Origin of the sequence: Rhodoferax potami (genome assembly GCF_032193765.1) — a bacterium.
Taxonomy (GTDB): Bacteria; Pseudomonadota; Gammaproteobacteria; order Burkholderiales; family Burkholderiaceae_C; genus Allorhodoferax; species Allorhodoferax potami.
Map to the genome: position 1 here is coordinate 3097242 of NZ_JAVBIJ010000001.1, position 13937 is coordinate 3111178.

Consider the following 13937-nt stretch of genomic DNA (forward strand, 5'->3'; position numbering starts at 1 on the left):
TTTTTCATGGGCGTGCTGCCGCTATTCAATGGAGAACCTGTGGTGTTTGATGGTGCTGGGCTGCATCTTCAGGGCTCCCCGGGCTCGCGTGGTGTACGACGAGCCGCCAGCCTTGCGGAGTCTTGTGGTACACGTTAGTAGCAACAACATGCGCTTTGCTAGGGCCTTCGGGCGTAAGAATCTCCACGGTTTCCAGCACATGGTGAACCGCACTGGCCAGGGACTCCACCCGACGAATATGTTCCGGCTTTACATGGATAGCCCCCCCGTGCGCGAACATCGCCTCGAATGCGGCGCGGATCGCACCCACGCCGATCAATCGGGTACCACCGGGATGGATACACGCGATGTCATCTTCGTCCGCCCAACACGCCATCAGCTTGTCGATGTCGCCAAGCTGCATCGCTTCGTAGAAAGCGGCTTCAATTTCATCAGGCGTTCCGCCAATAGCGGCGTGCATTTTTGCTGGGTTTTTAGGCATATTCGCATTCTCGCGTATCTGTCATGGTCCTGAAGGGTCAGGGTACAGTAGGATGAGCACTTCAGTTCAGGAGTTTTTCATGGTGTATCGATACACACCCCACAAAGGGAATTTGTTCGCACGGTTCACAGCGTATGCAGCCGCACTCGGATTTGCGCTGGTTTTGTCAGGCTGTGGGTACAACGAGTTTCAGCGCTTGGATGAACAGTCCAAGGCTGCGTGGAGCGAAGTGCTCAACCAATACCAGCGGCGCGCTGACCTGGTGCCCAACATCGTGGCTACCGTTAAGGGTGAAGCCGCTTTCGAGCAGGACACCCTTACCAAAGTGGTGGAGGCTCGCGCTAAGGCAACCAGCATGCAAGTGACTCCCGAGACTTTGAATAATCCGGAGGCTTTTTCCAAGTTTCAGAAGGCTCAGGGAGAACTGGGTGGAGCTTTGAGCCGACTGCTGGTAGTGAGCGAGCAGTATCCCAACTTGAAGGCAAACCAAGGCTTTAGTGATCTGCGTGTCCAACTGGAAGGAACCGAAAACCGCATCACGGTGGCCCGTAATCGTTACATCCAAAGTGTGCAGGATTACAACATCCTGGCGCGTAGCTTTCCTAGCAACCTCACGGCGTCCGTCCTAGGGTATCAGCCAAAACCCACTTTAGCGGTTGCGAATGAAGCCGCCATCACCGTACCGCCGACCGTGGACTTCGAGAAAAAATAGCATGGAACTGCGGAACCGATGGTCGCGCGGCCTTGTTACCTTGCTGTTCGGCATGGTGATGTGGGGCGTCGGGCTGGGGTCGCATGCCGCGGGTGTGATCGCCGTTCCTGCACTTCAGGCTCGGGTCACGGATACCAGTGGCACTTTACAAGCCGAGGAGATTCGGCAACTTGAAGCGGAGTTGGCTGCTATCGAGACTGATACAGGTAGCCAGTTAGTGATCTGGCTTCTGCCCAGCAGTGGCGGCGAGGACATTGCGGCATTGGCCAACAGGGTGGCTAATGAATGGAAGGTCGGCCGAAAGCTGGAGGGTGACGGCCTGCTGATCCTCGTAGCCAAGAACGACCGGCGGATTCGCATTGAGGTGGCCAAGGCTCTCGAAGGAGCCATTCCTGACGTGATGGCAGGGCGCGTGATCCAACAGCAAATGGCTCCACGTTTTGCGGAGGGAGACTACCTTGGCGGATTACGTAATGGCGTAGCGGCCCTAGCATCTTTTATTAAAGCGGAAGGGCTACCTGCCCCGCAGGGGCCTTCTGGTTCCGGGGCACACGCGCAGAACTTCAATTGGGTGGAACTTGGCGTATTTGTCTTCTTTGCCTCTGCCATCGGAGGCACGATGGCCCGGCAGGCCTTGGGTACTCGCCTCGGCTCTGCTGTGGTCGGTGTTTTGTCGGCTGCATTGGTGTTTTATGTCACTCAATGGTGGCTGAGCTGCCTGATTGCGGGCGTAGGCGGCTTTATGCTTTCGATCATGATGAGTCGCGCTAGCACCAGATCTATGGGTCACCATGCATCGGGCTTGTCTTTTGGCACCGGCACCACCTCCGGGCACGACGCGGGCAGCTCCTCTGCCGGCAGCTTCAGATCGGGAGGCGGCGGCAATTTTGGCGGTGGTGGCGCCTCAGGAGGTTGGTAATGGAAATCCGCCTGCTTCGATGGATTAGACATCGCTGGTTGGACGACGCTGCCCTTCGTCTTCCGCACGGGTTTGTCGAGCGCTTAGCCGAAGGAATTCGACGTAGTGAGCAGGCTCACAGCGCACAGGTTAGCCTACATATCGAAAGCTCTTTGCCAACTTCCTACTTGTGGCGCAAGCGAGAAATGTCGGCGCTGCTCGAAATGCGTGCAAAGGATTTGTTTGCGTCCAAAGGCATTTGGGATACCGAAGAAAACAACGGCCTGCTTATCTATCTTTGTCTGGCTGAACGTTCCGTGGAGCTTGTCTTTGATCGTGCTGTACAACGTGCCATCGATGGCGCTCAGTGGGAGTCGATGCTGTCTCGAATGGCACAGCATGTGCAATCAAGCGATATAGAAGTGGGCATGCTCGAGTTTCTGGGTGAGATGTCGACGTTGCTGGCCGAACACTTTCCCGTCACTCAAGGTAGAACGCCGACGAACGAGATCAGCGACACACCTACCCTCCAGTAGTGATGTTCAGCCCATAAAAAAAGCCACCCGAGGGTGGCTTTTTTGTTCAAGCAACAGAGCTTATTTCTTCTTCAAGAACTTGCGTGCTGCCGAGATCTCTGCGGCCATCACAGCGATTTCCGACTGGATACGGGCGATGTCGATTTCGCTCTTGGCATTCTTCAAGGCTTCTTCCGCAGCCGCTTTGGCAGCATTGGATTTTTCCTCGTCCAGATCCTTGCCGCGAATGGCAGTGTCCGACAACACAGTCACGCAGTTAGGCTGCACTTCCAACAGGCCGCCGGCTACGAACACAAACTCTTCGCTGCCATCGGCTTTTTGAATGCGCACCGAGCCGGGCTTGATGCGCGTGATCAGGGGCGTGTGGCGGGGCTTGATGCCCAACTCGCCAGCCTCACCTGGAAGCGCCACGAAGACGGCTTCACCGGAGAAGATGGACTCTTCTGCACTGACCACATCAACGTGGATGGTGTTCATGACTTAAACCTTCTTGGCTTTTTCGAACGCTTCGTCAATGGTACCGACCATGTAGAACGCTTGTTCTGGCAGGTGGTCACATTCGCCGGCAACGATCATCTTGAAACCACGGATGGTTTCAGCCAAGGTCACGTACTTGCCGGGAGAGCCGGTGAACACTTCAGCCACGTGGAAAGGCTGGGACAGGAAACGCTGGATCTTACGAGCGCGTGCCACAGTCAGCTTGTCTTCAGGGGCCAATTCGTCCATACCCAGAATCGCGATGATGTCACGCAATTCCTTGTAGCGCTGCAGAGTACCCTGCACTGCACGGGCAGTGTTGTAGTGCTCTTCACCCACCACATTGGGGTCCAACTGGCGGCTGGTGGAGTCCAGAGGATCCACAGCAGGATAAATACCCAAAGAAGCGATGTCACGCGACAACACCACGGTGGAGTCCAAGTGAGCGAAGGTGGTCGCAGGCGACGGATCGGTCAAGTCATCGGCAGGCACGTAAACGGCCTGGATGGAAGTGATGGAACCCACTTTGGTAGAAGTAATACGCTCTTGCAGACGGCCCATTTCTTCGGCCAATGTAGGCTGGTAGCCCACAGCAGAAGGCATACGACCCAGCAGAGCGGACACTTCGGTACCGGCCAAGGTGTAACGGTAGATGTTGTCCACGAAGAACAACACGTCACGGCCTTCGTCACGGAAGGATTCCGCAATGGTCAAACCGGTCAGAGCAACACGCAAACGGTTGCCTGGTGGCTCGTTCATCTGGCCGTACACCATCGCCACTTTGGACTTGGGCAGGTCTTCCAGATTCACAACACCGGAGTCAGCCATCTCGTGATAGAAATCGTTACCTTCACGGGTACGCTCACCCACACCGGCAAACACGGACAAACCGCTGTGGGCCTTGGCGATGTTGTTGATCAGTTCCATCATGTTCACGGTCTTGCCCACACCGGCACCACCGAACAGACCGACCTTACCGCCCTTGGCGAACGGGCAAACCAAGTCAATCACCTTGATGCCGGTTTCCAGCAGCTCTTGTGAAGGGCTCAGTTCGTCGTATGTAGGAGCCTTGCGGTGGATAGAAGCTGTCAGCTCGGAAGCTACAGGACCACGTTCGTCGATGGGTGCACCCAGCACGTCCATGATACGACCCAAAGTAGCCTGGCCCACGGGGACCATGATCGGCTTCTCGGTGTTGGACACGATCATGCCGCGGCGCAGGCCATCGGAAGATCCCAAAGCGATGGTACGGACGATGCCGTCACCCAGCTGCTGCTGAACTTCCAGCGTCAGGGTGGAGCCTTCCATCTTCAGCGCGTCATAAATGCCGGGCATCTTGTCACGTGGGAACTCAACGTCCACCACCGCGCCAATACACTGAACAATTTTTCCCTGGACTTGGGAGTTAGCTTGAGCCATTTTTCGCTCCAAAAATTAAATCTTTAACAAAAACTCAGATGCTTCCGTGCGGTATGGTTTACACCGCCGCGGCACCGGCCACGATTTCCGACAACTCTTTGGTAATGGCGGCTTGGCGGGTCTTGTTGTAGACCAGCTTCAGTTCACCAATCACGCTTCCAGCGTTGTCCGTCGCAGCCTTCATGGCCACCATGCGCGCCGATTGCTCGGACGCCATGTTTTCGGCCACGGCCTGGTACACCAGTGCCTCGACGTAACGGGTCAACAGATCGTCAATCACCGCTTGCGCATCGGGTTCGTAGATGTAATCCCAAGCGTGGTTGGAACCACTGGCTTGAGATTCAGCTTCCATCTGCGCAGCAGACAGAGGCAACAACTGCTGAACCACGGGCTCCTGCTTCATGGTGTTGATGAACTTGGTGTAGCACAGGTACACCGCATTCACTTCACCCTTGACATACGCATCCAGCAAAACCTTGACAGGCCCGATCAGCTTGTCGAGGTGGGGCGTATCGCCCAACTGGGTTGCGTGCGAAACCACTTTGGCGCCCACACGGTTCAAGAAACCCAAGCCCTTGTTACCGATTGCCACTGCTTGCGCCGAAACGCCTGCAGCCTGCAAATCACGCAGCTTGCCGGTCACCGAACGCAGCACGTTGGTGTTCATACCACCGCACAGACCCTTGTCTGTGGTTACAACGATAAACCCGGAGGTCTTTGCGTCGTTGGTCTGCATGAATGCGTGCGTGTATTCCGGATTGGCCTTGCCGAGGTTGGTAGCAATATTGCGAATCTTGTCGCTATACGGACGGGCAGCCCGCATCCGGTCCTGCGCCTTGCGCATTTTGGATGCGGCCACCATTTCCATGGCCTTGGTGATCTTCTTGGTGTTTTCCACCGATTTGATCTTGCCGCGTATTTCCTTACCTGCTGCCATACAAGGCTCCTTGGGTCATCAGGTCGGAATTAGGCGAAAGACTTCTTGAACGCAGCAATTGCAGCGTTCAACTCGGCTTCAGCATCCTTGTCCATGGCCTTGTCTGCTTCCAGCTTGGCCAACAGGGCCGCGTGCTTGTCCTTCAGGAAAGCATGCAGGCCGTGTTCGAACGCCAGCACCTTTTTCACTTCGATGTCGTCCATGAAACCTTTGTTCACGGCAAACAGCGTAGCGCCCATCAAGCTGATGGTCAGGGGGCTGTACTGGGCTTGCTTCAGCAATTCGGTCACGCGTGCACCACGGTCAAGCTGCTTGCGGGTAGCTTCGTCCAGATCGGAAGCGAACTGCGCGAACGCTGCCAGTTCACGGTACTGGGCCAAGTCGGTACGGATACCACCGGACAGGTTCTTCACCAGCTTGGTTTGCGCTGCGCCACCGACGCGGGACACGGAGATACCGGCGTTGATAGCGGGGCGGATACCGGCGTTGAACAACGAGGTTTCCAAGAAGATCTGACCGTCAGTAATGGAAATCACGTTGGTAGGAACGAAGGCAGACACGTCACCTGCTTGGGTTTCGATGATTGGCAATGCGGTCAAAGAACCGGTCTTGCCCTTCACGGCGCCCTTGGTGAAAGCTTCCACGTAGTCAGCGTTCACGCGAGCTGCGCGTTCCAGCAAACGGCTGTGGAGATAGAACACGTCGCCGGGGTAAGCTTCGCGGCCTGGAGGACGACGCAACAGCAAGGAAACTTGGCGATAGGCCACGGCTTGCTTGGACAAGTCGTCGTACACGATCAGGGCGTCTTCGCCACGGTCACGGAAGTACTCGCCCATGGTGCAGCCCGAGTAGGCAGACACGTACTGCATCGCTGCAGACTCAGAGGCAGTAGCAGCCACCACAATGGTGTACTCCATGGCACCGGCTTGTTCCAGTGCGCGCACCACGTTCTTGACAGAAGAAGCCTTCTGACCGATCGCTACGTACACGCAGGTCATGTTTTGACCCTTCTGGTTGATGATCGCGTCAATCGCCACGGCAGTCTTGCCGGTCTGACGGTCACCGATGATCAATTCGCGCTGACCACGGCCGACGGGAACCATGGAGTCGATAGACTTCAGGCCGGTCTGCATAGGCTGGCTCACGGATTCGCGGGCGATCACACCAGGTGCCACCTTTTCGATCACGTCAGTCATCTTGGCGTTGATAGGACCTTTGCCGTCGATAGGCTGACCCAGCGCGTTTACCACGCGGCCACGCAACTCGGGACCCACGGGCACTTCCAAGATGCGGCCTGTGCATTTCACAGTGTCGCCTTCAGAGATGTGCTCGTACTCACCCAAGATCACGGAACCCACGGAATCACGTTCCAGGTTCAGTGCCAAGCCGTAGGTGGGCAAGCCATCGCTACCAGCGGGGAATTCCAACATTTCGCCCTGCATCACGTCGGACAGACCGTGAATGCGGCAGATACCGTCGGTCACAGAAACCACGGTACCTTGGTTGCGGATGTCTGCGCTCGCGGACAAACCGTCAATGCGGCTCTTGATCAATTCAGAAATTTCTGCGGGATTGAGTTGCATGACTCTTTCCTTCTTTCTTTGGTTGGGCTGACAGCGAAAGGCTAAGCCTTACGCTGAAAGAGCCACTTTCATTTGTTCCAGACGGGCCTTGACGGATGTGTCAAGAACTTCGTCACCCACCACCACGCGGATCCCGCCGATCAATTCAGCGTCCAACTCAACGGAAAGGTTGAGTTTGCGGCCGAAACGCTTCTCGAGAGAAGCGGCGACTTCCGCCAATGCAGCTGCATCGATCGGGAAGGCGCTGTACACAACGGCATCAGAAAAGCCGCCTTGGGCGTTCTTCAGTGCACGGAACTGGGCTGCGATTTCCGGCAACGCTGCGAGGCGTCCGTTATCGATCACAGTGCGCAGGAAGTTCTTTCCCTGCTCAGGCAATGCAGCCTTGATAACTCCGGCAACCAAGTCAAAAACTTGAGTGTTGGAGCTATTGGGGTTGCCGGCGAATTGCTGCAGTTGGCTGTTGCGCGCAACTTCAGCAAGTTCGTCCAGCCACACAGCTGCAGCGCTCAAGTCCGCTTGCGTAGCCTTGAACAAAGCTTCGGCATAAGGCCTGGCGATGGTGGCAAGTTCAGCCATGTGATTCCCTTACAGCTCAGTCTTTAGGCGCGACAGCAAATCTGCGTGCACACCAGCATTGACTTCCTTGCGCAGGATCTGCTCAGCACCTTTGACGGCGAGAGCGGCGACCTGTTCACGCAAAGCGTCCCGGGCCTTCACGGACTGCTGCTCGGCTTCAGCCTTTGCAGCGGCAATGATGCGGTTGCCTTCTTCCACGGCGCGAGCCTTGGCTTCTTCGACAATCGTCTGGGCACGGCGCTCGGCATCAGCCAAGCGGGTTGCAGTTTCATTGCGTGATGTAGCCAGTTCGGCTTCCACGCGCTTGTTGGCATTGGCGAGTTCCGCCTTTGCCTTGTCGGCGGCAGCAAGGCCGTCGGCGATTTTCTGTGCCCGCTCGTCCAGCGCTTTTGTGATCGGGGGCCACACGAATTTCATCGTGAACCACACCAGGATCGCAAAAACGATAGCCTGCAGGAACAGGGTAGCGTTGATGTTCACGGTTTGATTCCTTCTCTAACGTGAAGGGCCGTTGATTACTTCAGAACGAAGGGGTTGGCGAATGCGAACAGCAGAGCGATAGCAACACCGATCAGGAACGCAGCGTCAATCAGACCAGCCAAGATGAACATCTTGGTTTGCAGTTCGTTCATCAATTCAGGTTGACGAGCAGAAGATTCGAGGAACTTGCCACCCATCAGTGCGATACCGATAGATGCGCCGATAGCGCCCAGACCAACGATCAAACCGCAAGCCAGTGCCACGAGGCCGAGAATGTTTTCCATGAGAAGCTCCTAAAAGTTAGTGGAAAAGAAAAAAGAAAAACGAAACAGAGAAAAGTTACATCAATGTGCGTCGTGCGCTTGACCGGTGTAGATCAGCGTCAACATCATAAAGATGAAGGCTTGCAAGGTGATCACGAGGATGTGGAACAGTGTCCACACGGTCCCGGCGACGATGTGGCCAATAGCCAAACCAACTCCGGTTGCCGACAGCGCCCAGCCGCCACCCATCAGGGCAATCAACATGAACACCAACTCACCTGCAAACATGTTGCCGAACAACCGCATGCCATGGGACACGGTTTTGGCAAGGTATTCAATCATCTGCATCAGGAAGTTCACGGGGTACAGAGCCCAGTGATCACCAAACGGTGCAGCAATCAATTCGTGCGCCCAGCCACCCAGACCCTTGATCTTGATGTTGTAAACCAAGCAGACAAACAAAACGGAGCAGGACAAGCCCAGTGTCGTAGACAAGTCGGCAGTCGGAACCACACGCATGTAGTCTTTAAAGCCCAAAGCTGGGCCTGCGCTGTGCCAGATAGCAGGAATCAGGTCGACTGGCAGCATGTCCATCGCGTTCATCAGGAAAATCCAGACAAACACTGTCAAAGCCAAGGGAGAAATCAGTTTGCGGCTGGTGGCGTTGTGAATTACGCCCTTGGCCTGGTTTTCCACCATTTCGGACAGGATCTCAACAGCAGCCTGGAAACGGCCGGGAACTCCAGATGTCGCCTTGCGAGCTGCATTCCACAGCAAGAAGCAGCCCAAAACACCCAAAACGACCGAGAAAAACACGGAGTCGAGGTTAAACAGGCTGAAGTCAACAATGCTCGTTTGCTTAACGCTTTCGAAGTCAAAGTTTTTCTGCAAATGCTGCAGGTGATGCTGGATGTACTCACCAGCAGATGGGGCATGGGTTTCAGCGTTTTCAGAAGCCATATGTCACCAAAATTCAAAGGTTTTCAGCGGGATGCTGGCGCTTGGATTGCAGCCACGCGGCCACCCAATACACCTTCATCGTCACCACGAAGCCAGCCACAAGGGCCAACCAATTTAGCGAGGGAACCAGCTTAGGAGCTGCCAGCAGCAAGGCCACTGTCAAAACCACCTTCACCACTTCCCACACCACAAAACTCAAAAAGGCCGCCCCGGAGTCCTTCAACAGGGACTGCCTGCGCAATCCGCGGGCCAACACCATTGCAGGAACAATCACCGCCAGTGCTCCGTACGCAGCAGAAAACCCCGCCGCGCGCCCGAAACCCCAACTAACGACTACTGCCACCACCAAAGCAGCCACAACCTGCATCCCAATGACCCACCAAGGGGATACCGAAGGGTTGCGCCGGCGCCATTGATTAGCTTCTTCAGCCGTCAGGGGCTTGAACTCGTCATCTGCCACCCCATCTGGGTTGTCAGCGTCTACGGACCCGTGGTCTGCGTGCGTGTTTGTCATTATCAAAATCGCGCTCAGACCGCTACCCAGTTCAATGCACAGCCTCCGATTATACGTAGAAACCTATCTAAAAGACTACAGCGAATCAAAAAGGCGGCCGCGACACCACTCACAGCGCCCCGACATTCGTCTGGCGTATGCCCGGACCACCGAAAGCGATAATCCGGCTCATCTGACACCGCAGCGGCCAATAGGTCAACAACCTTTGGGCCGCAGACAACCCTAGAAAGGCGCGAGCATGGCCACACAAACGCCCCCAGGCGACAACACAAACAACCCACGCGCTGAGTCCCTCATTGAGTACCCGTCGCTGTTCCCCATCAAAGTGATGGGCCACAAGGTCGATGGCTTGGTGCGTGCCATCAGCATGATTGCGCAACAATTCGACCCCGCGTTTGATGCCAAGACCATTGAGCTCCGCGAAAGCAAGGGCGGCAATTACCTTGGCGTCACCATCACGGTGACTGCCACCAGTCGCGAGCAACTCGACGAGTTGTACCGCACCTTGTCGACGCACCCCATGGTGAAAGTGGTGCTGTAAACCCGTGGCGATAGACCTGTTTCAGCGCGGCCGGTTGGACTATGTGCCGACCTATGAGGCCATGCAGCGCTTTACGAACGAAAGGCCCGTAGGCCCTGCGTCAGAAGAGCGTGATCAGCTATGGATATGTGAGCATCCGCCGGTCTATACACAGGGCCTGGCAGGCAAGCCTGAACACATCTTCATGCCGGGCGACATTCCAGTCGTACAAACCAACCGTGGCGGCCAGGTGACCTATCACGGCCCGGGACAGGTGATGGGTTACCCGATGATCGACCTCAAACGGGCGGGCTATTTCGTCAAAGAATACGTCTATCGCATCGAAGAGGCGGTGATCAAAACCCTGTTCCATTTTGGCGTGACCGGCCACCGCGTGGCGGGCGCACCGGGCATATACGTCCGGCTGAGTGACCCTTGCGGCCACCCCCCCCTGGAGCAGCGCCCCCGCATGGGAGCGACTAACCACCAAGACCCGGACTTCACAGGGCTGGGCAAAATTTCGGCGCTGGGCATCAAGGTCAGCCGCAACTGCACGTACCACGGCGTCGCGTTGAATGTGGCCATGGACCTGGAGCCCTTCTCGCGGATCAACCCTTGCGGCTATTCGCAGCTGCAAACGATAGACCTTTCTACAATCGGGGTTCAAGTCAGCTGGCAAGATGCCGCAGACGTACTGGGCCAAAAACTCGCCACTTACCTTGCACCTTAAGGTGCGCCCGGGGCCACGGCCCCGCAGCAGAGACGCCACACCATGAGCCAAAGCGACACCTCCCTCGACACGAAGCGCGAACACAGCACTGCGAACCCCACGGTGCGCGAGGCCCAATCGACCGCCGATTACAACCCCTTGGCCAAGCAAAAAGCCCAGGCCAAATTGGCGCGCATCCCGGTCAAGGTGCAACAAGGCGAAGTGCTCAAAAAACCGGACTGGATCCGCGTCAAAGCCGGCAGCCCGACGACCCGCTTCTACGAAATCAAGGAGACACTGCGGGCCAATAAACTGGTGACTGTGTGCGAAGAAGCCAGCTGCCCCAACATCGGCGAATGCTTCGGCAAAGGCACTGCCACTTTCATGATCATGGGCGACAAGTGCACCCGCCGCTGCCCCTTCTGCGACGTGGGCCACGGCCGCCCCGACCCGCTGGATGTGAACGAGCCCGACAACCTGGCCAAGACCATTGCCCAGCTCAAGCTCAATTACGTGGTGATTACCAGCGTAGACCGCGATGACCTGCGTGACGGCGGTGCTGGCCACTTTGTGGAGTGCATTCGCAAAACGCGCGAACTATCCCCCAAGACTCAGATTGAAGTGCTGGTGCCTGACTTCCGCGGCCGCGACGACCGCGCTTTAGAAATTTTGAAGGCCGCGCCGCCCGATGTGATGAATCACAACCTGGAAACTATTCCCCGCCTCTACAAGGAAGCGCGCCCCGGCTCGGATTACCAGTTTTCGCTGAACTTGCTCAAGAAATTCAAGGCGCTCTTCCCCGATGTACCCACCAAGAGCGGCTTGATGGTTGGTTTGGGCGAGACGGACGAAGAGATCCTCGAAGTGATGCGCGACATGCGCGCCCACAACATCGAGATGCTGACCATCGGCCAGTACCTCGCGCCCTCCACCAGCCACCTGCCGGTGCGCCGTTATGTGCACCCCAACACCTTCAAGATGTTTGAAGAAGAGGCCTACAAAATGGGCTTCAAACACGCGGCGGTCGGTGCCATGGTGCGCTCCAGTTACCACGCAGATGTGCAAGCCGGTCACGCAATGAGCGCACCCGCCGCCTAAAAGCCGAATTGCTATAAATTTAATAGCTGCTAGCGCACATTCAATGTGGGCTAGCAGCTATTTTTACCTCAAGGCTTGGCGTATCCACGCTCAACCCACGCTACCGCGCTGGCGCGGCTGAGCTTGAAAGCGGGTGACACCTTGACCTGCGCAATCACGTCATCGCCCTCATCCCTCGCCGTCAGGGTGGCGGTGGGATTTTCTTCGTCGGGCTCAATGTCCAGGTAGACCGTCACGCGGCCCTCGCCTGCCGCCACGTCCATACTTTGGTGCAGGCTCGCGTGCAATTGCTGCTCGCTACGGCGCACAAATTCGCGGGCTGTTTTTACCAGCGTCAAGAAGGCACTCTGGTCCAGCGGCTTGGGGTTCTTTTTATCGCGCCCCATGGTCCAGGGACCGATCAGCGCAGGCTCTGAGGCACCATCGGCCGTCATCGCAACGGCCCAGCCATCGTCGTCTTCGTTCTTCACCACGCGGGCAGTCCAGCCATCGCTGATCCACAGGCGCGGCTCTTGGGTCTTCATGTCGGATTCATTCAAATTCATGGCGTGGAGTATGCAGGGAGATAGGCACACAGCCCCCATGAGATGTGCAGAAATCAGGGCAATTTTCTTCTGAATTTAAGCGCATAAAAAATGAACAACAATAGCGATCCTTAGTTGTCACTTTCACCCCTCATACACACCATGTACCACGCAGCCTCTGACCGATACGACGGACGTGTTCCCTACCGCACCTGCGGCAAAAGCGGCCTCAAACTCCCAGCGGTGTCGCTGGGCTTGTGGCACAACTTCGGTGATGCCACACCGTTTCAAACCCAGCGCGACATGCTGCGCACCGCGTTCGACTTGGGCATCACCCACTTCGACCTGGCCAACAACTATGGCCCGCCGTTTGGCAGCGCGGAGACCAATTTCGGCGAACACTTGCGCCGCGACTTCATACCCTACCGCGATGAGCTGATCATCTCCAGCAAGGCCGGCTACGACATGTGGCCCGGCCCTTATGGACAGGGCGGTGGCTCGCGCAAATACGTGCTCGCCAGCCTGGACCAGAGCTTGAAGCGCATGGGCTTGGAGTACGTGGACATCTTCTACAGCCACCGTTTTGACCCCGACACCCCGCTGGAAGAAACCATGGGTGCGCTGGCCACTGCCGTACAGCAGGGTAAGGCGCTGTATGCCGGCATCAGCAGCTACTCCGGCACCAAAACCCGCGAAGCTGCTGCCATCTTGAAAAGTATGGGCGTGCCCATGCTGATCCACCAACCCTCGTACAGCCTGATGAACCGCTGGATCGAAGAAGACCTGCTGGACGCGCTGGACGAAACCGGCATGGGCTGCATCGCCTTCAGCGCGCTGGCCCAGGGTCTGCTGACCAACAAATACCTCAACGGTGTGCCCGCAGACGCGCGCATCAACCGCCCGGGCGGCGGCTCCTTCAAGCAGGACCATTTGAGTGAGCAAAACCTCAAGCATGTGCGCGCCCTCAATGAGATCGCCCAAGCCCGCGGCCAAAGCCTGGCACAAATGGCCACCGCATGGGTACTGCGCGATGCACGCGTCACCTCCGCGCTGATAGGCGCCAGCAAGCCCGAGCAAATCGTGGACCTGGTGGGCGCCATGAGCAATCTCACCTTCAGTGCAGAGGAGTTAGCTGCCATTGACAGCCACGCGGTGGACGGTGGCATAAACCTGTGGAAGCGCCCGTCCACTGACCAGCGCCTTGCCTGAGCCGGCTACGCCAGACAGCGATTACCGAGCGGCTAAGC

18 protein-coding genes are annotated in these 13937 nt (G+C 56.8%); 7 read left to right on the plus strand and 11 right to left on the minus strand.

Annotated elements, in window-relative coordinates:
• Positions 1–25: 25 nt before the first annotated feature.
• Entirely contained in the window at positions 26–481 is a 456-nt protein-coding gene (locus RAE21_RS14915) for a YybH family protein (RefSeq protein WP_313882043.1), read from the minus strand.
• A gap of 79 nt (positions 482–560) precedes the next feature.
• Between RAE21_RS14915 and RAE21_RS14920 the strand changes: the two genes are divergently transcribed.
• Genes RAE21_RS14920 through RAE21_RS14930 form a run of 3 tightly spaced genes read left to right on the plus strand, consistent with a single transcriptional unit; the run spans position 561 to position 2627 of the window.
• Entirely contained in the window at positions 561–1193 is a 633-nt protein-coding gene (locus tag RAE21_RS14920) for a LemA family protein (RefSeq protein WP_313882715.1), read from the plus strand.
• 1 nt (position 1194) lies between these two features.
• Entirely contained in the window at positions 1195–2112 is a 918-nt protein-coding gene (locus RAE21_RS14925) for a TPM domain-containing protein (RefSeq protein ID WP_313882044.1), read from the plus strand.
• A complete protein-coding gene (locus RAE21_RS14930) occupies positions 2112–2627 on the plus strand; it encodes a TPM domain-containing protein (RefSeq protein ID WP_313882045.1) in 516 nt (171 codons plus the stop codon). Before RAE21_RS14925 ends, RAE21_RS14930 begins: the two co-directional genes overlap by 1 nt.
• Before the next feature lie 60 nt (positions 2628–2687).
• On the opposite strand, the gene RAE21_RS14935 is transcribed toward RAE21_RS14930, so the two are convergent.
• Genes RAE21_RS14935 through RAE21_RS14975 form a run of 9 tightly spaced genes read right to left on the minus strand, consistent with a single transcriptional unit; the run spans position 2688 to position 9839 of the window.
• Positions 2688–3104: a F0F1 ATP synthase subunit epsilon gene (locus RAE21_RS14935; protein WP_313882046.1), complete on the minus strand. Its 417-nt coding sequence runs from the start codon at positions 3102–3104 to the stop codon at positions 2688–2690.
• A 3-nt stretch (positions 3105–3107) separates the two neighbouring features.
• Positions 3108–4523 (minus strand): F0F1 ATP synthase subunit beta, encoded by a 1416-nt coding sequence (gene atpD, locus RAE21_RS14940; RefSeq protein WP_087495433.1) that lies wholly within the window; start codon positions 4521–4523, stop codon positions 3108–3110.
• Between the two features lie 58 nt (positions 4524–4581).
• A complete protein-coding gene (gene atpG, locus RAE21_RS14945; protein ID WP_087495434.1) occupies positions 4582–5460 on the minus strand; it encodes a F0F1 ATP synthase subunit gamma in 879 nt (292 codons plus the stop codon).
• 29 nt (positions 5461–5489) lie between these two features.
• Positions 5490–7043 carry a F0F1 ATP synthase subunit alpha gene (gene atpA, locus RAE21_RS14950; protein ID WP_087495435.1) on the minus strand — a complete coding sequence of 518 codons (1554 nt, stop codon included), beginning with the start codon at positions 7041–7043 and terminating at the stop codon, positions 5490–5492.
• Between the two features lie 48 nt (positions 7044–7091).
• Entirely contained in the window at positions 7092–7622 is a 531-nt protein-coding gene (locus tag RAE21_RS14955) for a F0F1 ATP synthase subunit delta (RefSeq protein WP_087495436.1), read from the minus strand.
• A gap of 9 nt (positions 7623–7631) precedes the next feature.
• The gene (locus RAE21_RS14960; RefSeq protein ID WP_087495437.1) at positions 7632–8102 is read right to left on the minus strand and encodes a F0F1 ATP synthase subunit B; all 471 of its coding nucleotides are present in this window, start codon (positions 8100–8102) and stop codon (positions 7632–7634) included.
• 35 nt (positions 8103–8137) lie between these two features.
• Positions 8138–8386, minus strand: coding sequence for a F0F1 ATP synthase subunit C (atpE, locus tag RAE21_RS14965; RefSeq protein WP_019429175.1), 249 nt, complete (start codon positions 8384–8386; stop codon positions 8138–8140).
• A gap of 60 nt (positions 8387–8446) precedes the next feature.
• Positions 8447–9325: a F0F1 ATP synthase subunit A gene (gene atpB, locus RAE21_RS14970; protein WP_313874387.1), complete on the minus strand. Its 879-nt coding sequence runs from the start codon at positions 9323–9325 to the stop codon at positions 8447–8449.
• Positions 9326–9338: 13 nt separating this feature from the next.
• Positions 9339–9839 carry an ATP synthase subunit I gene (locus RAE21_RS14975; protein ID WP_313882047.1) on the minus strand — a complete coding sequence of 167 codons (501 nt, stop codon included), beginning with the start codon at positions 9837–9839 and terminating at the stop codon, positions 9339–9341.
• Between the two features lie 238 nt (positions 9840–10077).
• Between RAE21_RS14975 and RAE21_RS14980 the strand changes: the two genes are divergently transcribed.
• From RAE21_RS14980 to lipA, 3 genes are all read left to right on the plus strand, one after another.
• Positions 10078–10380, plus strand: coding sequence for a YbeD family protein (locus tag RAE21_RS14980; protein ID WP_313882048.1), 303 nt, complete (start codon positions 10078–10080; stop codon positions 10378–10380).
• Positions 10381–10441: 61 nt separating this feature from the next.
• Positions 10442–11089, plus strand: coding sequence for a lipoyl(octanoyl) transferase LipB (gene lipB / locus RAE21_RS14985; protein WP_428984069.1), 648 nt, complete (start codon positions 10442–10444; stop codon positions 11087–11089).
• A 42-nt stretch (positions 11090–11131) separates the two neighbouring features.
• Entirely contained in the window at positions 11132–12166 is a 1035-nt protein-coding gene (gene lipA, locus RAE21_RS14990) for a lipoyl synthase (protein ID WP_313882050.1), read from the plus strand.
• Between the two features lie 68 nt (positions 12167–12234).
• Here lipA and RAE21_RS14995 read toward each other — a convergent pair whose 3' ends face one another.
• On the minus strand, positions 12235–12711 hold the full coding sequence (locus tag RAE21_RS14995; RefSeq protein WP_313882051.1) for a hypothetical protein: 477 nt from the start codon (positions 12709–12711) through the stop codon (positions 12235–12237).
• A 141-nt stretch (positions 12712–12852) separates the two neighbouring features.
• On the opposite strand from RAE21_RS14995, the gene mgrA reads away from it, so the two are divergent.
• Entirely contained in the window at positions 12853–13899 is a 1047-nt protein-coding gene (gene mgrA, locus RAE21_RS15000) for an L-glyceraldehyde 3-phosphate reductase (RefSeq protein ID WP_313882052.1), read from the plus strand.
• Positions 13900–13937 lie beyond the last annotated feature (38 nt).

Coding starts and splice junctions, on each gene's coding strand:
- RAE21_RS14935 (WP_313882046.1), bottom strand. CDS start 3,104: ATGAACACCATCCACGTTGATGTGGTCAGTGCAGAAGAGTCCATCTTC.
- atpG (WP_087495434.1), bottom strand. CDS start 5,460: ATGGCAGCAGGTAAGGAAATACGCGGCAAGATCAAATCGGTGGAAAAC.
- atpB (WP_313874387.1), bottom strand. CDS start 9,325: ATGGCTTCTGAAAACGCTGAAACCCATGCCCCATCTGCTGGTGAGTAC.
- RAE21_RS14930 (WP_313882045.1), top strand. CDS start 2,112: ATGGAAATCCGCCTGCTTCGATGGATTAGACATCGCTGGTTGGACGAC.
- lipB (WP_428984069.1), top strand. CDS start 10,442: ATGCAGCGCTTTACGAACGAAAGGCCCGTAGGCCCTGCGTCAGAAGAG.
- RAE21_RS14920 (WP_313882715.1), top strand. CDS start 561: ATGGTGTATCGATACACACCCCACAAAGGGAATTTGTTCGCACGGTTC.
- RAE21_RS14980 (WP_313882048.1), top strand. CDS start 10,078: ATGGCCACACAAACGCCCCCAGGCGACAACACAAACAACCCACGCGCT.
- RAE21_RS14975 (WP_313882047.1), bottom strand. CDS start 9,839: ATGACAAACACGCACGCAGACCACGGGTCCGTAGACGCTGACAACCCA.
- RAE21_RS14925 (WP_313882044.1), top strand. CDS start 1,195: ATGGAACTGCGGAACCGATGGTCGCGCGGCCTTGTTACCTTGCTGTTC.
- RAE21_RS14995 (WP_313882051.1), bottom strand. CDS start 12,711: ATGAATTTGAATGAATCCGACATGAAGACCCAAGAGCCGCGCCTGTGG.
- lipA (WP_313882050.1), top strand. CDS start 11,132: ATGAGCCAAAGCGACACCTCCCTCGACACGAAGCGCGAACACAGCACT.
- atpA (WP_087495435.1), bottom strand. CDS start 7,043: ATGCAACTCAATCCCGCAGAAATTTCTGAATTGATCAAGAGCCGCATT.
- mgrA (WP_313882052.1), top strand. CDS start 12,853: ATGTACCACGCAGCCTCTGACCGATACGACGGACGTGTTCCCTACCGC.
- RAE21_RS14955 (WP_087495436.1), bottom strand. CDS start 7,622: ATGGCTGAACTTGCCACCATCGCCAGGCCTTATGCCGAAGCTTTGTTC.
- atpE (WP_019429175.1), bottom strand. CDS start 8,386: ATGGAAAACATTCTCGGCCTCGTGGCACTGGCTTGCGGTTTGATCGTT.
- atpD (WP_087495433.1), bottom strand. CDS start 4,523: ATGGCTCAAGCTAACTCCCAAGTCCAGGGAAAAATTGTTCAGTGTATT.
- RAE21_RS14915 (WP_313882043.1), bottom strand. CDS start 481: ATGCCTAAAAACCCAGCAAAAATGCACGCCGCTATTGGCGGAACGCCT.